The 19,188-nt window shown below is 66.1% G+C and carries 15 protein-coding genes; 7 read left to right on the forward strand and 8 right to left on the reverse strand.

Features of this window, described 5'->3' with window-relative positions:
• From WEA80_11110 to WEA80_11120, 3 genes are all read right to left on the reverse strand, one after another.
• Positions 1-3,954, reverse strand: a 3,954-nt coding sequence (locus tag WEA80_11110) for a translocation/assembly module TamB domain-containing protein (GenBank protein MEX1187127.1), incomplete at its 3' end; no start/stop codon positions are given.
• 3 nt (positions 3,955-3,957) lie between these two features.
• Complete coding sequence (locus WEA80_11115; protein MEX1187128.1) at positions 3,958-6,207, reverse strand: BamA/TamA family outer membrane protein; 2,250 nt, start codon at positions 6,205-6,207, stop codon at positions 3,958-3,960.
• On the reverse strand, positions 6,207-6,422 hold the full coding sequence (locus WEA80_11120; protein MEX1187129.1) for a hypothetical protein: 216 nt from the start codon (positions 6,420-6,422) through the stop codon (positions 6,207-6,209). Before WEA80_11120 ends, WEA80_11115 begins: the two co-directional genes overlap by 1 nt.
• Before the next feature lie 148 nt (positions 6,423-6,570).
• Here WEA80_11120 and WEA80_11125 point away from each other — a divergent pair, with 148 nt between their 5' ends.
• On the forward strand, positions 6,571-8,043 hold the full coding sequence (locus WEA80_11125; protein ID MEX1187130.1) for an ABC transporter substrate-binding protein: 1,473 nt from the start codon (positions 6,571-6,573) through the stop codon (positions 8,041-8,043).
• A 66-nt stretch (positions 8,044-8,109) separates the two neighbouring features.
• Positions 8,110-9,039 (forward strand): ABC transporter permease, encoded by a 930-nt coding sequence (locus WEA80_11130; protein ID MEX1187131.1) that lies wholly within the window; start codon positions 8,110-8,112, stop codon positions 9,037-9,039.
• Positions 9,040-9,158: 119 nt separating this feature from the next.
• On the opposite strand, the gene WEA80_11135 is transcribed toward WEA80_11130, so the two are convergent.
• The 5 genes from WEA80_11135 to WEA80_11155 all read right to left on the reverse strand — a co-directional run bounded on the left by WEA80_11135 (position 9,159) and on the right by WEA80_11155 (position 15,551).
• A complete protein-coding gene (locus WEA80_11135; protein MEX1187132.1) occupies positions 9,159-9,596 on the reverse strand; it encodes a PaaI family thioesterase in 438 nt (145 codons plus the stop codon).
• Between the two features lie 360 nt (positions 9,597-9,956).
• A complete protein-coding gene (locus WEA80_11140; protein MEX1187133.1) occupies positions 9,957-11,765 on the reverse strand; it encodes a YncE family protein in 1,809 nt (602 codons plus the stop codon).
• A 222-nt stretch (positions 11,766-11,987) separates the two neighbouring features.
• Positions 11,988-13,811 (reverse strand): hypothetical protein, encoded by a 1,824-nt coding sequence (locus tag WEA80_11145; protein MEX1187134.1) that lies wholly within the window; start codon positions 13,809-13,811, stop codon positions 11,988-11,990.
• Positions 13,812-13,922: 111 nt separating this feature from the next.
• Positions 13,923-14,462 (reverse strand): tyrosine-type recombinase/integrase, encoded by a 540-nt coding sequence (locus WEA80_11150; GenBank protein MEX1187135.1) that lies wholly within the window; start codon positions 14,460-14,462, stop codon positions 13,923-13,925.
• 69 nt (positions 14,463-14,531) lie between these two features.
• Positions 14,532-15,551: an NAD(P)/FAD-dependent oxidoreductase gene (locus tag WEA80_11155; protein ID MEX1187136.1), complete on the reverse strand. Its 1,020-nt coding sequence runs from the start codon at positions 15,549-15,551 to the stop codon at positions 14,532-14,534.
• A gap of 13 nt (positions 15,552-15,564) precedes the next feature.
• Between WEA80_11155 and WEA80_11160 the strand changes: the two genes are divergently transcribed.
• The 5 genes from WEA80_11160 (at position 15,565) to WEA80_11180 (ending at position 19,146) form a co-directional block, all read left to right on the forward strand.
• Complete coding sequence (locus WEA80_11160) at positions 15,565-16,110, forward strand: cob(I)yrinic acid a,c-diamide adenosyltransferase (GenBank protein ID MEX1187137.1); 546 nt, start codon at positions 15,565-15,567, stop codon at positions 16,108-16,110.
• A gap of 10 nt (positions 16,111-16,120) precedes the next feature.
• Positions 16,121-17,212, forward strand: coding sequence for a 3-dehydroquinate synthase (gene aroB / locus WEA80_11165; protein MEX1187138.1), 1,092 nt, complete (start codon positions 16,121-16,123; stop codon positions 17,210-17,212).
• Positions 17,209-17,715, forward strand: a complete 507-nt coding sequence (locus WEA80_11170) for a 3D domain-containing protein (protein MEX1187139.1) — start codon at positions 17,209-17,211, stop codon at positions 17,713-17,715. Before aroB ends, WEA80_11170 begins: the two co-directional genes overlap by 4 nt.
• Positions 17,716-17,877: 162 nt before the next feature.
• Positions 17,878-18,057, forward strand: a complete 180-nt coding sequence (locus tag WEA80_11175; protein ID MEX1187140.1) for a hypothetical protein — start codon at positions 17,878-17,880, stop codon at positions 18,055-18,057.
• Between the two features lie 195 nt (positions 18,058-18,252).
• Complete coding sequence (locus WEA80_11180) at positions 18,253-19,146, forward strand: RNA polymerase sigma factor RpoD/SigA (GenBank protein ID MEX1187141.1); 894 nt, start codon at positions 18,253-18,255, stop codon at positions 19,144-19,146.
• Positions 19,147-19,188 lie beyond the last annotated feature (42 nt).

Below are 19,188 nucleotides of genomic sequence, written 5' to 3' on the forward strand. Positions count from 1 at the left end.
GCCGAGGATGACGCGCGTCGTGAAGAGGCTGCTCAGGTATGAGCTGGTCGACCCGCCCGCCGCCCCTTCCCCGCCGATCGTGCCAGTCTGCACCTCCACGATATCAAAGACGTTCCGCGGAATTCTGCTGCTGATGAAAGTGCCGGCGAGCCGACCGCCGATCGTGAGCAGCTGCTCCGTGTACTGCGACGAGGTGTTGCTCAGCGCGAACGCCGGCTCCCCGGTCACCAGGTAGCTCAGCAGATCCGACTGCGACAGCGGCAGGCTGTCGGCGCTCGCCAGCGAGAGCACGGGCGCGCTCAGCGTGCCGGTGATCGCGACCAGCACGCGCACGTCCTCGCGGTTGAAGCTCTGCCGCGGACGCCGCACGGTGTGAATGGCGCGGATGTCGAGCGACGGGTTCACTTCCGGCTCGCCGAAGAACCGCAGCGTTCCGCGCTCGACCTCGAAAGTGGGCTGGACGACGCCGAGGTTGAGCACGTACGTGCCACGCTCCGCGTTGAGCGTTCCCGCGAGCGCGAGTTGCGGCGAGTCGGTCGACGCTCCCGTGATCGCGGACTCGGTCCGGCCGCGTACCAGATCGAGCCGGCCTCCGAGCTTGATGTTCGCCTCCGACGAGCGCAGCCACACGTCCTCGCCGACGGTGACGGCGACGTTGTCCAGCGTCAGGTTCGTCGCGAACGCGCTCGGCACCTTCGGCAGGAACCGACGCGCCTGGAGCAGCGTGGAGTCCACCAGGCCGTACAGCGCCGGATCGTCCAGGTCGATGACGTCCTTCCCCAGCAGCTCCGGCAGGTAGACGCTGCCTTCGTTCACTACCAAGCCGCCGCGCAACACGGCGGCGTCGTAGTCGCCCACCAGCTCTATCTCCGGACCGGTCGAGACGTCGAGCGTCGCGAGTCCGGCCCGCTGCACCGCGCGGAAATGGTCCGCCCGCATGCGGATGTCGAACCGCGGCCGCGTGTACGTGGTGAGGTCGATGTTCCCGATCACCGCGGCCCCGCCGTTCCGCCCCCCGCCGCGCGGCGTGTATACCGTGAGCCGGCGGATGTAGAGCGTGTCCTGCACCAGCTCGATCTCGCCGTCGAAGTTATTGTACGTCACTCCGGTGGCGGGAATGACGAAGCTCCCGTCGGTAACGCGCAGCATCCCGTTCAAGACGGGCTGCGTCACCGGCCCCGCGGCGCTGAGATTGATGTCGAGCGGCCCGCGCGCGTTGGTGACCGGAAGAACGCTCTGCACCACCGATAGATCGACGCCGGAGCTGAGCACGGAGCCGCGGACGGAATCGTTGGCCACCCGCACTCCCTGCACCAGCAGTGATCCGCCGGAGCGGTCGCGCGCGGCCCCTTCCTTGGTGAACAGCTCGAGCCGCAGCGAATCGAGCTCCACGAATTCCTTGGCCAGGGTGATCACGGCCGGCGAGCTGAGGCGGTAGTGATGCGCGCTGTCGGCCGCGATCGAGGCCGTGTCGAGCGCGACGAGCACCGTGTCCCCGCGCCGCTTGGTTCGCGCCGCCAGCCGCGTGCTTGCTCCGTTGGCCGCGACGAGCGTCGCCGCCGCGGTGCCAGTTCCGGCCGGGCTCTGATCTGTGCTCACGTCGACCGACGCGAGCCGGATCCGCCCGAACGAGACGGTGTCGGCCTTCAACGCAGCCGAGCCCGACACCGCGCCGTTCTCGCTCCGCGCGTCGAACGTCCCGCTGATCCGCTTTGCGCGGTTGTCGCGCACCGCCAGGTCGTTGCCGGCGACACTCCCCTCCACCGCCACCACGCCGGCGCTGGTCGTCGCCCGCCCCCGCACGGTTACGGCCCCGGTCGAGCGCCCTTCGCCGAGGTACGGCCGCAGCGCGCCGGGTGAGTCCGCGCGCAGCATGAAGTCGAACGCGCCCTTCGCCGACGGCGTGAGCCCGACAGTTCCGGTCGCGGACGCGGTGCCCGCCGGAGACGCGATCGTGAGCGTGTCGATGCGCGCGATCCCGTCCGCGATCGCGACGCGCGCGGTCGCCCGGTCAATCGCCAGCTCGTCGACGGTCGAGCCGCCGGCCGCGACGTGCACGGTGCCGCGCAGGTCTTCCGCGCTCGCACCGGTGAGATCGATGCCGTAGCGCGCGTTCAGCGAAGTCGGCGGCAGATCCGCTCGCGCCAGCAGACCGCGCGCATTCGCGCCCGTCACAACGCCCTCGCCCTTCACCACATAGCTCGGCGCTTCCGCGTCCACCTGTCCGTCGAACGAGATCGATCCATCGGCGTTGGCGAGCGTCGCCGCGACGGTCATGCCCGCGGCGGTCCCGCTCACGCGGATCGGTCCGCTCATCTCGCCGCGCAGCGGTATCGCGGGATACGACCGCGCGAGCGTCGTCAGTGACACAGGCGCGCCGGTCAGATCGACGTCGTACGTCACGTACTCGTCACCGAGCGTGAGGCGACCGGCGCCCGTCACTCTCGACGGCGGTCCCGGCCCGTCGTGGTGCAGCACGTCCGCGTTGCTGAATCGGACGTCGGTCCAGACGGAATCGAGTGTCGCGGTGCCGGCGAGCGTACCCAGCAGGCGCGGAAACTCGGGATTGAGGAATTGCGCGGTCCGCAGGTCGAAGCGTCCCACGTTCACGTCGAACCCGCGAAAGACCGCGAGCGCCGGCAGTCTTATGTCGAGCACTCCGCGGCCGGTGCCGCGCGAGATCGCGCCAGGCACGTGCGCGTCGGCGAACACGAGATCGGCCCGCTCCACCCGGAACCGGTCGAGCGGACCGCCGGACGCGGTCACGGTGCCGGTGATCCTCCCCTGCCAATCGTACGTGAACGGGCCGCCGGCCAGCGTGCGCAGCAGATCGAAGTCGACGGGCGCCGCCTCCAGCCGCACGTCTTTCGCTACGAGCAGTGGGCGACCTACGCCGAACGTCATCGTGCCGCTCAGCCGCGATTTCGTACTGGTCACGTCCATGTCGTAGATCCGGTAGTCGAGGACCCCGAGATCTCCGGGCGAGTTGCGGATGGCGAGCTTCATGCGCCCGCCACCCGTGCGCGGCAACGTCGGATACACCCACGCGACGTCGGACAGCGACACGGAGTCGCCGATCACGTCGACGTAATACCGCAGCGGCAGACCGCCGCAGCAGACGATCTTCGCCTTGCCGCTTCCCGTCGATCCCGGCAGATCGAAGTACGGCGCGTCCGCCCAGACGGAATCACCCAGGTGCCGGATCGTGCCGCGCACGTTCCGGAAATAGAACGGCGGGTCGAGTCCCTTGACCGCGAGATCGCGCACCGTGAACACGCGCGCCGCGCTGTCCGGGTCGGCGAGACGCGACGGTCCGAGCGCGACGTTCCCGCGCTCCCAGCGCCAGGTGCGCGTGAACCCCTCGCCCGAGCGGCGCACCTCCCGCGCGGGATCGGTGAGCGCCGCCGTCACGATGCTGTCGCGCACGCGCCGCGGCGGATTCCCGAGCACCCGCCACGGGATCGTGACCGCGAACTTGGCGTCGCGAATCAGGGCGGAATCCAGCTGCACGAACTCGCCGAACCCGCGGCGGCGCCCGAGCGGCGCCGGCTGGCCGCGCGGGAAGATCCGCTCGAAGTTCCACTTCCCGTCCGGGTAATACCGCAGGTGCACGTTCGGGTGCTCGACCTCCAGGCGCCGCACGAGTATCCGCTTGTCGAACAGGTCGCGCAGCTCGTACCGCACGAAGACTCGTCCCGTCGCCAGGAACAGCGAGTCGTTCTCGTCGCGGATCTCGATCGAGTCGATGACCACTCCGTTGAGCAGGCCGCCGCTGATGCGGCCCACGTGCATGGTGCCGCGCACCTTGGCCGCCAGCCACGATTGCACGAACGCGCGGACGCGCTCCTGCCCGAACTGCGTCTGCGTGCCGCCGACGACCAGCAGGACCACCGCCAGCATGAGCCCGATCAGAATCGCGGCGCTCGACAACACGACCTTTTGCCTGCGCGACATCGCCTAGAACGCCTGCCCGATGGCGAAGCTGAAAGTGAGACGCGAGGCGAAGCTGCCGTCGCGCGCGGGCGCGAAGGTCCGCGGACACCGGCCCTCCTCCTGCGTCAGCACGATCCCGTTCTCTCCTTCCACGGCGTGCACGGGCAGCACGTTGGTCGGGCTCACGCACGGCAGCGAGCCGCCGAGCGCCGTCGGAACCTCGTAGTACAGCGGCCCGGCCGGGCGATCGTACGGGTTGTAGCCGACGACCATGCGGATCAGCCCGACGGGCGACAGCGCCCCCAGCTGAATGCCCGGTGTCGCCTTGAGGCGAAAGTTCAGAAACACGTCGTCGGTGCCCCGGTTCCAGACGTCGCCCACGTCCGTGAACAGAGTCATCTGGAGAACGTTGGAGAAGACAGGAGCGGGCACGCGCAGCTCGACGTTGCCGACGAGCAGTGAGTTGCCGCCGACGGGAACGGCCCGGCGAAACCCGCGCTCTCCTTCACTGACCCGGAAGAGTGTGTCGCTCCGTCCGGTGACGGCGGGATACAGCGTGTCGAACTGGACCGCGATGTATATCGCGGATCCCAGCTCGTTTTGCGGAAAGCCGCGCACGGTCGTGGGTCCGCCCGCAAACAGCCTCTCCTCCGGCGGGACGAAGCGCGTGGGATCCCCGAATGCCGGGCCCAGCAGCCCCCCCGCCCGCAGCCGGAGTGCGAGGACGTTCCTGCCGCCGAGTCCCCAGTACCGCGCGGCGTCGCCGAGCAGCTTGTTGAAGCCGAGCGACTTGTCCGCCAGCGTGAGCCGCGAAGCGTGTCTCGCGTCGGCGCGCCAGGTGTAACCGCCCGTCGGATAGATCGCGTTGTTGGCCGCGTTGCGCGAGACCACGACGCTCGCGACGCCGAGCGGTTGGAGTCGCTGCAGCCGCTCCCGATCCTCTCGATCGCACCGGTTGAACACGGCGCAGAACAGCGCGGGCTGCGCCTCGGTACGCCCGTAATCGAGCTGGTACGCGAAGCCGACCGGCGTGCGCTGCAACCTGCGCCAGTCGAGCCCGACGATTCCGCCGATCGCGGTGGTGCGCAGATACGCCTTGTACTCCGACGTCCGGCCGCTGTAGACGGTGATTGTCGGAACGGTCCGCAGACCGAAGAACGACGGCTGCCGCAGTGTCGCGCCGAAGTAGTAGTTCAAGCGGCTGCTGTACGGATCCGATTTCGCCTGCGGACACAGGTCGCGCGCGCCGTCGAGCGGATGGCCGATGCCGATCTTCGACACGCGCGCGCTCAGCTCGAGCCGGCGCGCGCCCCGGAGGAAGTTGTAGTTGGTGAGCTCGCCGGTGGCGCGGACGCAATCCAGCGTGCCGTAGCCCAAGCCGACACGCGCGGCGCGCATGGCGTCCTCCGCCAGTGCGATGCGGATATCCGCCACCGAGTCACCGGGCACGGTGTCGTCGATGCCGATCGCGACCTGCCGGTACGCCTCGGTCTGATACAGCGCCCGCTGCGCGTTCAGGAGAGCACGCTCGCGATACACGGCGCCGCTGTCCACGCCCGCGATCCGCCGCACGACGGCGTCGGGGATCTGCTGCGTCTTTCCTGCGCGGGGCGTTACGACGACGCTCACCCCGCCTATCCGGGTGAACCGTCCGCTCGCCACGCGCAGCGTGTCATGAGCGACCAGCGCGGCCTGATCCTCCACGAACGAGTTCGTGACGACCGCCGCCGGGTAGCCGTTGTTCCGGAGCCGGCGCGCGATCGTGTCGCGCGCCGCTTCGATCCGCACCCTGTCGAACGGATCGCCCGCGCGGATCGGAAGGTTGCGAACCATGCGCGCCGAGTCCCGCACGCCTTCGAGTCCGACGACCGCGAGGGACGCCAGCTGGGTGGGCGGGCCTTCGTCGATCAGGAACCGGACCGCCACCGCGCTCGACCCGAGGCGAGTCGTGGCGGTGTCGACCGCGACCCGGGAATATCCGCGGTTCCGATAGAACACGATCAACCTGACCCGGTCGTTGACGAACTCAGCCGGGTCGAGGCAGCGGCGCGCGGCGAACGGCAACCGCAGCGCGCGCCGCGTCCAGCCGGATGGTGTCGTCGCGATCGTCTGTGCGAGCTGTCCGTCCGAGAACGCCGTGTTCCCGGAGAATTGCAGCGAACGTACCTCGAGATCACCCGGGCCGCAGGGCGCCGTTTGGGCGCCGGCGGGAGAGGAAAGCGCCAGCAGGAGCGATGTGAGGAAACAGACGAGCCGCACGGGGCGGCGATCCATCAAGGCGCTGCCAGCTTTATCGCTGCGCGAGGTGGCTGCGGCGGCTCGGAACGTGCGATGCTTTTCGTCCCGACTGACCGCGGAACGAGCGGCGTCTTCTCGGCCATTACGCGGGCGAGATAGAAGCCGGCCAGTCCCGCGCCCAGCCCGACCGCGATCGCGGGAAGCAGCTCGGCCAGGCCAAGTCGTCGGCGATAGTTGTATTCCGCGGTCACGATTTATGCTCTTGAAATGGTTCACTAAGTTCACGCGAATCTCACCACCAGTCAACAGTTTAGCCCTATGCGCCGAGCCTACCTAATCCTTCTTTTGCTCGCCTCAGTGGCGTGCCGCGGTGGTGATTCCTCGCCGTCGCGTCGGACGTTGATCGATTCGCGAGACACCTATGACCCCCGCTCGCTCGACCCCGCGCTCTCCACCGACGTGCCCACCGGTCGGGCAGTCGCGTACGTATTCGACGGCCTCGTACGTTTTACACCGGACGCGCAGATAGTACCCGGGCTGGCCAAATCCTGGGACGTCTCGTCCGACGGGACGGTCTACACCTTCCATCTCCGGCCGGGTGTGAAGTTCCACGACGGCCGCCCGTTCACCGCCCGGAACGTGCTGAGCAGCTTCCAGCGCGTGCTCGACCCCGAGACCACCGGCGGCCGGGGTTGGCCGCTGTACCCGATCCGCGGAGCGCGGGAATACGCCGACGGCAACGCCCCGACGATCTCCGGGCTCGCCGCGCCGGACGATTCGACCGTCGTGATCACGCTCACCGAGCCGCTGGCGATTTTTCCGAAGCTCCTGGCCATGCCGGTGACTTCGATCATTCCCGATTCCGTCCCGGCGAATTTCGGCGAGCACCCGGTGGGCACGGGGCCGTGGAAGTTCGTCGAGTGGCGGCACGACGATTACCTGCTGTTCGCGCGCAACGACGCGTACTGGGGCGGAGCCGCCAAGGCCGAGTCGCTGATGGCCCGCATCATCGCCGAGCCGAGCACGGCGGTGGCGGAATTCGAGACGGGGAACGTGGACGTGTTGCAGGTGCCCGAGCAGGAAGCGCGCAGCTGGGAGCAGACCGACGAGCGGAGCGCGCTGCTTTCTTCCGCGCCGGCGCTGCGCTTCTGGTACGTCGGCATCAACACGACGCGCGGCCCGTTGCGGGACGTGCGCGTGCGCCAGGCGCTCAATCTCGCCGTGGACGTCCCGACCATTCTCGACCGGATGGTCAGCGGACACGGCCGCGTGGCGGCGGGGGTGATACCACCGACGCTTCCCGGCGCCGACACCATGCGCGCGCCGTACAAGCGCGACGTGGCGCGCGCCAAGCAGCTCCTCGCCGACGCCGGCTTTCCGAACGGCATAGCCCTCGAGCTGTGGTCGTCGCAGTCGCCGCCGTTCCCGAGAATCGCCGAGGTGATCCAGGCGTATCTCGCCGAAGCGGGCATACGCGCGAAGCTCGTGCAGCGCGACGCGTCCTCCGTGCGCGAAGCGTCGCGTAAGGGCGAGACCGACATGATTCTCAAGGAATGGTTCGCCGATTATCCGGACGCCGAGAACTTCCTGTATCCGCTGCTGCACACCGCCAATCGCGGCGTGGGCGGAAACATATCGTTCTACAGCAATCCCAACTTCGATCGGATCGTCGATCAGGCCAGGCGCGAGCAGGACGACGCCGCGCGCGCGGCGCTGTACCGCCAGGCGGACCAGATCGCCTTCGCGGACGCGCCGATGATCTTCCTCTTTCATCACCGAGTGCTGTACGCTATTCAACCCTGGGTGAAGGACTTCGCGATCCCGACGATCTTCAACGGGCAGAACTGGACGGGAGTGTCGATAGCGAGGTAAGGCGCTATTGGCTATTAGCTATTTGCTCTTAGCTGACCAATAGCCAATAGCCAATAGCCAATAGCCATGCTTTCATTCATCCTGCGACGCCTGCTGCTAGCCATCCCGACGCTGTTCGGAGTGCTGGTCGTCGTGTTCCTCCTGCTGTACGTCGCGCCGGGAGACCCGGTCCAGGAGATGGTCGGCGAGCGGGCGGACCCGGAGACCGTCGCGCGCCTGCGGGCCGAGCTCCGGCTGGACGACCCGCTGCACAAGCAGTTCATCCACTACACGGGCGGCGTCCTCCGGGGCGATCTCGGCAGATCGTACATCACGCGCCGACCGATCCTGCAGGACATTCGTGAGCGGTTCCCGAAGACACTGCAGCTCGCGGGCGCGGCCATGCTCCTGGCCTCGGTGATCGGGATCACGATCGGAATACTCAGCGCGCGAGTTCCCGGCGGCTGGTTCGACCGCATCTCGCTCGGCGTCGCGTATCTGGGGATCTCCTTCCCCGTGTACTGGGTGGGGTTGATTCTGATTCTGGTATTCGCGGTGATGCTGCGCTGGCTCCCACCATCGGGCTACGGCGGAATCGAGTATTTGATCCTACCCGCGCTCGCGCTCGGCTCCCGCTCGATCGCCTTCCTCGCGCGCGTGACGCGCTCGGCGATGCTCGACGTGCTCGGCAGCGATTTCGTGCGCACTGCGCGCGCGAAAGGGCAGCGCGAGCGGTTGGTGATAACGCGGCATGCGCTGCGAAACGCGCTCATCCCGATCATCACCGTGCTCGGACTCGACTTCGGCTACTATCTCACGGGGAGCATTCTCACCGAGACGATCTTCAGCTGGCCGGGACTCGGCCGCTACGTGGTGAACGCCATCGCCCGCCGCGACCTGCCCGCGATCCAGGGCTCGGTGCTGTTCCTCAGCGTGGTGTTCGTGATGGTGAACCTGATCACCGATCTGGCGTACGCGAAGGCGGATCCGCGCGTTGCGTACAAGACCGCCAACTAGCGGGCTGCCCGGGTTTCGCTATGCGGTGCAGCGCATGTCGTCGTCAGCGGTGCGCCGACAGGTAGGGAATCGAGCGCTGTGCACGCCTACTCCCGTGAACAGGGTGAACCGGGACGCGCTCACGCGGTCCCCGGCGTCGACCCTGACGATGCAGAAAGCAACGTAACGGTCCCTTGGGCCGTGGCGCACAGACTTTCGTGTCCTTGCCGGAGCACAAACACATCGCAGCGACAAACGGCCTGACTCCTCCCCGCGTGAACCACTGCCGCACGGGCCACAATCGAATCGCCAACTGCCGGACGCATGTAGTTGATCTTGAACTCCGAGGTCAGCACGCCGGGACCGAGACCGCTACCCCCAGCGAACGTCAGCGCATTATCGGCGGCGTAGCTGATGACGCCACCGTGTACGAATCCGTGCTGTTGTTTCAGTTCCTCTCGAATCGAAATGCTGATCTCAGCCCGCCCCTCGGAAAAAGCCAGTAGTTCGGCCCCAAGCAGCACGCTGAAGGGCTGCGACGCGAGAGCGTGCTTGCCGCGAGTGAGCATGTCTTCCATTTTTTGAATTCCGCAGGCAGCCTACCGAAGATGTAGAATAAGTCCCTCGAGCATTTGCGCGATCGGATTGTTGAAAACTCGACCGCCAGAGCCCCCCAATCGACGATCACCACGTCGGGAATGATCGGAGCACCGCCCAGAAAGGCGACCACCGCGTCTCGACGACTTATTCTACAACGCCACGGTTCAGCTGCAGCGGAATGAAACAAAGCGCGAAACGCGCACACAATAGATCCGCTGTCTGCTGCAACCGTTTGTTAGCCGGCAGCGTGCTTCCACGATGCCTATACCGTCTCATTGAAGACTCAGTCGATCTGGTGGTCATTCGGAATGATCGCGGTGAGGTTGATCAGCCTGTCGCTACCGTTTTATTGGTTGGAGCGACACTCGATCCCAATCCACGAGCTGGAGCGTCGAGGACGAGAAACTGGTCAGGAGCAAGGTTCGCCCGTCCGGCGTCGTCTGGAGCTCGCGCGGGAACGCACCCGCCGAAATTGTTCCCAGCACGGCGGCGGCGCCAGCCGACATTCGCATTGCATCGACAACGGTCAGATTTTGATCATCAGTCTGCCTGGCGGCAAATCGGTTCGAGTTTGCGACAATGATCCTCGCGCCATCGTCCACCACGGCGACGCCGACTGGCGCAGGGCCAACCGGTACCTGGGCGAGAAGCGCGCCCATCCGGTTTTCGCGCAGCTTTCTCGTATCGAAAGCGAGAAGTGCGTCGCTGTTGCGCGCGGTCACGTACGCCACATCTCCTTTGGGTGAAAGCACAAGTCGCACCGGACTGCATCCTGCGGGCGCGGCAGCCACGATGGCATTCACCGGATCCGTCTTCGCGCGCTCCACGTCAATGACAAGAACCGCGCCTGGTGGATTGACCGGCTCGGCCGTCGGCCCGGTACCTTCCCGGCGGCAAGCCTTCGCCCAGGCGAGCTTCGCGGGGGCAATCTGACTCGTCGTATACAGGTAGCGCTGATCGGCCGAGAAGGTGAGCGCGACCGGAAAGCTGCCAACGGGAATCTTGCCGACGACCGCCGTCGCCGCAAAGTGGGAGGCCCGCGCCTTGACCAGATCCACCACCGTTATTGTCTGTGCGGCTTCGTCACTCACGAACAGGAAACCGTCGTCAGAGGTGACATTGAGGTAGAAACGCACGGGCCGGCCGCCGTCGCGCAGCTCGCCGAGAACGGCGTCGGTCCGCCCCATGATCAGGCGTTGCAGATCCACGAACACGACGCCGTCGCCGGCAGCGGCCATCAGCAGTGAACCATCGCGCGTGAGCGCAATCCCGTACGCAGGGACTTCCAGTGGTAGCAGGCGCGCGAGTGACACAACGCCGGTCGACCGGCTGAAGAGCGCGATGGCACCCGGCCAGCCGAGCTTCGTCGACGCGAGCGATGCCACCAGCCAGCAACCATCCGGCGTCGCCAGCGCCATCACCGGATTGCCGGGCAGTTCGACGCGAGTGATCGGCTCTCGGCTGGGCTCGTTACAGCGGCCGAAACTGCCGAACGGCAGAGAGCGCTCTGCTCCACCCTGTCGCAGTGCTGCCGCAGGCCGGGTGGTCGCCGGTGTTTCCGCCGCGCGCGTGGCAGTCCAGCCGAGTGCGGGGATCACGCCGCTTGCGATGCTGCCGTCCGGCAGAACGGCCATCCGCGCCTCGCCGAACCCGGGGAATACGACCGTGGCCGAGTCGGTCGTCGGCCAGACCACGTTCCAGCTCGTGGTGTCCATCTGTTGGAGCTGTACCACCGGCACCCGCACGGCTTGCGTGGTCGCGCGGGTACTACGGAGAAGCTGCTCGAGGAGCGCAAAGGATATGAGATACATCGGCATCGCCGGGACACCCGTGACGATTTCGCGCTGCCGTGGCTGTCCGCGCAAAAAGCCGGAAAGGCGAACCGTATCTGCCGTGAAGCGCATGACACTGTTCGCCCACCAGCCCCAGTCAAGCGAGGACTCGATCGAAGCGATGCCGCCATCGCGCCGCAGGCGCGCAACGTAGTGGAAGCGCTCGCCGCCGGGTCCGAACACGTCCCCCGCAAGAGTTTCGGCCCCACGCTCGAAATGCTCGACCGCGACCGTGTCGGTCCCCCGCACGATTACGAAGCCGCCACGCGTTATGACGCCTTGGGCGCGAGCCGTGGCCGGGAGCAGCAGGAACACCAGTGTTGCCAACGCACGGAGCATGTTCGTCCGGCTAACGCGCCGGAGTTAACCTGCCGGCGTTTCCAATAAAATGCGGCTCGCGAGCTCTGCGAGCGAGCCGCCACCGCAGAGCGCCGGTCAGGTTCAACTCCTCGTTAGGCCGCGCCCAAGATCGTGCAAGTCGCCGAGGCGGATCTGACCGCTATCGAGAAACACGAGAGGGCCTTCGTGCCGCCGCCGTCATTCGCGCGGAGGCTGGAGTCCGGAGTCTCCTGGCATCTTCAGAATCCATATCTCCCCACGGTCCCTGCCGGATGCAAACGCGAGTCGTCTTCCATTGGGATGTATGCGCACGTGGTTCTCGGCGCAGCAATCGTACAGCAGGCGGACCGGTTCGCCTCCGCGCACGCTGATGGACCAGAGGCTCGCCTGCTCGCCGCTCTCGATCTTGAACACGAGCCCGGAGCCGTCGGGCATCCACGTTACAGGCGGTCCAATTCGGCCGCGATCGGGCCGAAAGACCGTGCGCGAGCTTCCGCTGCCCGTCGTGGAAATAACGCGCAGCTCGACGTGACCCGAGGTGTCGTCGCGCGCGAGAAATGCCAGTTGCGTCCCATCTGGTGAAACAGACAGAGACGCTGTGACTGCTCTTGCTGTGCCGATCACGCGCATGACTCCAGTCTCCGCATCGGCAGCCACGAGGTTGTTCCCACGACCGCGGCCCTGCGGTCGCGCAACCATGTAGAGACTGCGGCCGTCCGGTCCCACATCGAACCACTTGATGGCGCTGCGGCCGACTGACGGCGGCGTCATCACGCGCCGGTGACTTCCGTCGCGAAGATCCAGCGCGAAGATGCCGTCCAGGCCGCGTTCATACGCGAAGAGAATGATTCGGTCCGCCGTCGCCCACCGGAAGGTTCCATTGCTGGTGTGGAGCGCGGGGGTGAGTACAATAGTCCGAACAATCTCTCCGGTCGTCGAAGCGATTTGCAGCCTCTCGACCGGATCTGGAAGGGGATCGTGGGTGACAAACGCCAAGCGGGCGCCATCGGGTGACCAGTCGGCTGCAAAGCTTCTGCGCCACGGCGGCTCGTGGACCGCCCGTGGCATTCGCACGTTATCTCCGCCAGCGGGGTCCACTTCTGCGGCGTGTACTCGTGTGGTCTCGGTCATAACGCCATACGCGTACCCGTCGCGCGTAAAACCGAGAGGGACGAGCGCAGGAACGTTGGCGTGGATGAGCTCTGGTTCGCCTATCGGCCGGCCCGCCCGCACCCGAAGCCGCCAAATTGATGGCGTGCCGTTGCGGTCGCTGTAGAAGAGAATCCCATCTCCGCCGGGGAGCCAACCGAGAAGTCGATCGGAGCCTGGCCCAGACACGAGCACTGTTTCCGCGCCTCCCGCTGAGGGCACGACTAAGATGTCGCGGGTTGACGCGGTCGGGTTCGGCGGATAGTCGTATGCGACGTACCGTCCGTCCGGTGACAAATCGGCGTCCGGATATGCCTGGTCATGTCCCCCGCCAGGCGTCTGCCAGCCAAGAGCTTTGACCGTCCGTATCGGGCCGCCCCCTGCGGGAACGAGACCGAGCTGCCAGGTCTGGTCCTTTCCCTGCACGGCGACTAGGATCTCGTCGCTCGAAGCGGACCAGTCGACGGGATCGATGTAGTAGCGATCAGGATCGGCAGGAACCACAGTTCGGAAGCGACCGCTGACGGTACTCATGACCCGCAACTCGTGAGCATTCACCGAATCGATATACCACGCGACCGCAATGCGCCGAGCGTCAGGTGAAAAGGCAGACGTCCACGCGTACCCGCCGGTGTAGCCCTGGCCGGTGAGATCGCGGGCCTCTCCCGAGCGGAGATCGACGAGCTGGAGGTCGCCGCTTGCCCAGTTGACCTGCGACAGGTAACGGCCGTCGGGTGAAATGTCGCCGCTGATGAAGTCCGGGCTGCCCGACCAAGCCCGTGTTACCAGAGCGTCCGCCGGATGCTGTATGTTGACGGCGCATGCCGCGGATGCTGCGAGGAGAAGACAACTGCCTAGTACATTGATTCTCATCCCGCCTCCATTGCGCCGGCGTGCGCTGCGTCGACGGCCTAACTATCTATTCACCTGCACAGGATACTACCCCTTATTCTGGCAACGCAGCAAGCATCGCCGCAATATCTGCTATTCGCCACCCAGCCGGTCCGCCGGACTCCGGACGCCTAACCGCCCGCGGTTCAGGACGTGGGTGTAAATCATCGTCGTACTGACGTCCGTGTGCCCCAGCAGTTCCTGCAGCGTCCGAATATCGTACCCGTCTTCCAGTAGGTGAGTCGCGAATGAGAGCCGCAGCGTGTGGCACGTCGCCCGCTTCGCCAGCCCGGCCTCCCGAACCGCGTGCTGCATCGCACGCTGCACCGCGGTCTCATGCACGTGATGCCGGCGCTCTTGCCCGCTGGCGGCATCCCGATGGCGACGCGAGGCGGGAAACACCCACTGCCACGCCAACTCCGTAGCCCAAGCGGGCGCCTTGCGGTCCAGCGCCTCCGGCAACGCGACATGTCCCGCCCCGTCGCTCAGGTCGCGCGCGTGCAACGCACGCACGCGCACCAGGTGCTTCTCCAGTGCCGGGCGGGCGATATCGGGTAGCATGGTGACGCGGTCTTTTCCGCCCTTGCCGCGTCGCACACGGATTTCTCCGCGCGCGAAGTCGAGGTCCTTCACACGTAACGTCAGGCACTCCAGCAAGCGCAGCCCCGCCCATACAGCAGCAGGGCAATCAGGCACGCGGTTCTAGTCGTCCTTCTGGCCGAAGATCGCCATGTTCGAGCTGTGCCCCGGCGCGACTTTCTTCTCCGGGTAGATCCAGTGCACCGCCTGGTTCACCGCGGCGGCGGCTTCACCGAAGCCGGTCGCGATCAGCTTGAGCTTGCCGGGATACGTCGTGATGTCGCCCGCGGCCCATACCCCCGCGCGGCCCGTCTCCATCCGGCTGTTCACCGCGATGTCGTTCCCCTCAAACGTGAGCCCCCAATCCTTGAGCGCGCCGAGCTCGCTGTGAAAGCCAAGCATCGGCAGCACGGAGTCCGCCTCGATGTCGCGCGTCGTCTTGGCTTTCACGTCCCGAACGCGCACGCCACGCAGCGTGTCGCCTTCGGCGAGGATCTCCTGCAGCTCGTGGAACGGGAGCAGCGTCGTCCGGCCGGCCGGCGGACACGCCGCGACCACCTCCGCTACCGTGGCCGCGTGCGCGCGGAAGCGGTCGCTCCGGTGGACGAGCGTGATCTCCGTCGCGACGTCGCGGAGCTGGTGCGCCCAGTCGAACGCCGAGTCGCCGCCGCCGATGATCACGATCCTCTGCGACTGGAACTGCGCCGGATCCACGACGCGGTCGTACACGCCGCGGCCGTACCATTCGTCGGTGCCCTTCTGCGGCAGCCGCCGCGGGAAGAACGCGCCGAGCCCGCCGGCGATCACCACCGCCCGCGTCGGGAATCGGTCGGTCTCGGTCGCGAGCACGAAGCCGCCGTCGGCTTCCTCCAGCGCGATGACGTTCTGGTTGAGGTGCGCCGGCGCGCCGAACTGGAAGGCCTGCTCGGCCAGCTCGCGCACGAGATTCTTGGCGAGCACCTGCCGGTACCCGCCGACGTCGAAGATGTACTTCTCCGGATACAGCGCCGTGAGCTGCCCGCCGATCTCGGGGAGCGCGTCCAGGATCTGCGCGCGGACGCCGCGCATGCCGGCGTAAAAAAGGGCGAACAGGCCCGTGGGCCCGGCACCTATGATCGTGATGTCGACTGATTCGTGGTTCATTATGTTCAACGGGATGAAAATCTACACGCGCACTGGCGACCTCGGAGACACCGGCCTCTTTGGCGGCGGGCGCGTTCAGAAAGATGACCCGCGCGTCGCCGCATATGGCGACGTGGACGAGCTGAACTCCGTGATCGGACTGGCGCGGTCGGGCGACGCGCTGCCGCGGGTGGACGAAGTGCTGGTAGGGATCCAGCGCGATCTTTTCGGCATCGGCGCGCTGCTCGCGACGCCCGACTTGGAGAAGATGCAGCAGCATCTCACCAAGGCCCGGATCGACGCCGCGCGCATCGTCGAGCTGGAGCGCGCGATCGACGCCTGCGAGGCGGAGCTGGATCCGCTCAAGGCTTTCATCATCCCGGGCGGCTCGCCCAAGGGCGCGGCGCTGCATCTCGCCCGAACCGTCTGCCGCAGGGCCGAGCGGGCGGTAGTCGGGCTCGCCAGGGCGACCACCATCCCGCCGGTAGTGGTGATCTATCTGAACCGGCTCTCCGACCTGCTGTTCGTGCTGGCCCGCGTCGCCAACAAAAGGGCGGCGGCCGGCGAAGTGACCTGGTAGGGCCGGGTCGATGTCGACTTTGAGAAAGCTGTCCGTCACTGGACCGCCGGTCGTCGTTTCGGCCGGGTCGCTCGCGCAGTTCGGGGCCGAGATTGCCGCGGTTGCGCCCGCGTTCCGCTACGCGATCATCACCGACTCCATCGTCGGGCCACTGTATGCCGAGCGGCTTGCGGGCTCGTTTCCAGATCCGACCAGCGTTTCAGTTCTAACCGTTTCCGCTGGCGAATCGCACAAAACTAGAGACAGTTGGGCGACATTAACCGACCAGTTAAGTAGCACTGGCCACGGTCGTGACACTACCATCGTGGGTTTGGGCGGCGGAATGGTTGGGGACCTCGCCGGATTCGTGGCGGCTACCTATATGAGGGGAGTCCCGCTGATACACGTCCCCACCAGCCTTCTTGCCATGGTGGACTCGGCCCATGGCGGCAAGACGGGCGTGGACACGACCGGCGGGAAGAATCTGGTGGGGGCATTTCACCCCGCAACCGCGATTTTTATCGATCCGGAAGTCCTTGCCACACTTCCACTTACAGAATTCCAGTCCGGGCTGGCTGAAATATTGAAACATGGAATCGTGCAAGACGTGCAATATTTCACGGACGTCGTGGCCGAGCTGCCTGGATTGCTCAGCCAATCGGGGGCTTCGGGTGACACCCTCGCTCGGCTCATCGTCCGTAGTGTGGAGATAAAGACGGAGATCGTGGCCCGGGACGAGCGGGAGCACGGTCTCAGAAAGATTCTGAATTTCGGCCACACCCTCGGCCACGGGATCGAGGCGGCCAGCGGGTACTCGCTGCTCCATGGCGAGGCGGTGGCCATAGGGATGTGCGCGGAGGCCAAGGCGGCCGAGCGCGCGGGGATCGCGGAGGCCGGTACGGCCGAAGCGGTTCGGAAGGCGGTGTGCCTGGCGGGGCTTCCGACCGTCTTGCCGCTGAGTGTCAGCGTCGAGCGAGTGATGCAGCTCGCCCGCGCCGACAAGAAGAAGCGATCGGGCGAGATCGAGTACGCCTTGCCCGAGAGAGTGGGAAGGATGGCTGGCCGTGACAGTGGATGGACGCTGCCGTTGCCCGACACCCTCGTGCAGGAGGTGCTGCAATGAGATATCAGACGCTGATCCGGACCGCGGTCGCGAGCATCACGGCCGCCGCCCTGGTCAAGGCGGACGTAGTGCATATGCCGTACGAGAGCCATGTCCTCGAGCACGCTCCCATAGTGGTATATGGCGAGCCGTCGCTCCCGCCGACGCTGGTCCACGCCAAGCGCAGCTTCTTTCTGGACCCGCGATTCGCCGGCCCGTTTGATCGCGCCCGTCCCGGGCTCGTAGTCCCCGTGTCGCTCACCCAGTACTGCCTGCAGGGCACCACACGCCGCGGACGATACGTGCGCCCGGGGATCGTCGCCGCCGACCCGCGCGTATTTCCGCTCGCGCGCTACGTCGAGGTGTTCCTGGGCAAGGAATACATCGGCCGCTTCCTGGTGGACGACACGGGCAAGAACGTCATCGGTCCCACGCTCGACATCTGGACGGAGGACTGCAGCCAGGCACGCAGGTTCGGACGGAAGTGGGGGCACGCGGTGCTCGTGGCGCGCGGACAACAGTGACTAGTGACTAGTGACTAGTGACTAGTGACTAGTGACTTGTGACTGGTGACTAGTAACTGCGTGCGCTTGGTAACGCTCTTGCATGGTTGCCCTCGAGGTCCGATGCTTGAGGCATCGGATGTAGTTCACTAGTCACTAGTCACCAGTCACCAGTCACTCTTTATGTCTTCCTTCTCGACGTACATGATCGGCTTCGTGGTGCTGGTGCTCGGTCTGGCCATCGCCGCCTATCTGCTCAACCTGCCCGCGATGTGGATCGCGGTCGGCGTGATCGTCCTCATCGGACTCGGCATCCTCATGGCTACGGGCCGAACGAAGCCCAAAGACCCGCCCACGGTCTGAGCCGGGGCGGGAAACAGTCCGCCTTTAACCACGCCGATTAGCTGCTAAGCGACCCTCCAATCCGCTCTCCGGATTGGCGTCAAGGTGTCTGTTGACCGTTCCTGAGCGCGACATTATCGTGGCCGTCCGAGTTCCCACCCAGCTGGTTCGCGGCCCACTTCGGGCCGCCCAAAAAACTCCCGATCAGGGCAGCTTATGCAGACCACGGCCGAAAGCAGGTCTAAGGGTTTTTTTCGCTCCTCGCCTTCCACCGCTTTCGACCAGTACCTGCACGACATCCAGAAGCTTCCGCTCATAAAAGATGTTCAGGAAGAGCGGCGCCTCGCGCGGCTCGCGCAGAATGGGGATGAACAGGCAGCGGAGCGTTTGGTTACGGCCAACCTCCGCTTCGTCATTTCATACGTGAAGAAGTACCAGGGGCACGGCCTCGATCTCAGCGAGCTCGTCGCTATCGGCAACGAAGGATTGCTCAAGGCCGTGCGCAAGTTCGATCCCGACCAGGGCGTCAAGTTCATCTCGTACGCCGTGTGGTGGGTCAGGCAGGCGGTCCTGAAGGCGCTCGCCGAGCAGACGCGCTCGGTCCGGATTCCCCTCAACCAGAACTCGCAGCTCATCAAGCTGTCGAGAGCGGAGACCGTGCTCTCGCAGGTGTTGAAGCGCGATCCGACCGACAACGAGCTGGGAAGACTGCTCGAGGAGACGCCCGAGCAGGTCCGCTCCGCCAAGCAGATGTCCGCGACCGAGCTCTCGCTCGACGCGCCGATCGACCGCTCCGACCGCGAGGCGTCGACCCTTGGCGAGCGCTTCGCCGGCGTCGACGGGATCGAGATCGAGGAGGTCACCGACTTCAATCTCATGCGCGAGTTCATCGACCGGGTCTTCCGCACGTATCTCACTCCGCGCGAGCGCAAGATCCTGTACCTGTATTACGGGCTGGAAGAAGGCTCCGAAGCCATGACGCTGGAGAAGATCGGCGCCCTGATGGGCGTTACGCGCGAGCGGATCCGGCAGATTCGCGAGCGGGCGTTCGAGAAGCTGCGGCAGTCGCCCGACGGCGCCGCACTCTCCGGGTTCTGGACTACCGCTTAACCGCTTCCCCTCCGAGCGATGGACAGGGACGTTGGCTAATGC

The sequence above is a fragment of the Gemmatimonadaceae bacterium genome (assembly GCA_040882285.1).
Lineage (GTDB): Bacteria > Gemmatimonadota > Gemmatimonadetes > Gemmatimonadales > Gemmatimonadaceae > JACDCY01.

Coding starts and splice junctions, on each gene's coding strand:
- WEA80_11115 (MEX1187128.1), bottom strand. CDS start 6,207: ATGGATCGCCGCCCCGTGCGGCTCGTCTGTTTCCTCACATCGCTCCTG.
- WEA80_11130 (MEX1187131.1), top strand. CDS start 8,110: ATGCTTTCATTCATCCTGCGACGCCTGCTGCTAGCCATCCCGACGCTG.
- WEA80_11135 (MEX1187132.1), bottom strand. CDS start 9,596: ATGGAAGACATGCTCACTCGCGGCAAGCACGCTCTCGCGTCGCAGCCC.
- WEA80_11145 (MEX1187134.1), bottom strand. CDS start 13,811: ATGAGAATCAATGTACTAGGCAGTTGTCTTCTCCTCGCAGCATCCGCG.
- WEA80_11155 (MEX1187136.1), bottom strand. CDS start 15,551: ATGAACCACGAATCAGTCGACATCACGATCATAGGTGCCGGGCCCACG.
- WEA80_11160 (MEX1187137.1), top strand. CDS start 15,565: ATGAAAATCTACACGCGCACTGGCGACCTCGGAGACACCGGCCTCTTT.
- aroB (MEX1187138.1), top strand. CDS start 16,121: ATGTCGACTTTGAGAAAGCTGTCCGTCACTGGACCGCCGGTCGTCGTT.
- WEA80_11170 (MEX1187139.1), top strand. CDS start 17,209: ATGAGATATCAGACGCTGATCCGGACCGCGGTCGCGAGCATCACGGCC.
- WEA80_11175 (MEX1187140.1), top strand. CDS start 17,878: ATGTCTTCCTTCTCGACGTACATGATCGGCTTCGTGGTGCTGGTGCTC.
- WEA80_11180 (MEX1187141.1), top strand. CDS start 18,253: ATGCAGACCACGGCCGAAAGCAGGTCTAAGGGTTTTTTTCGCTCCTCG.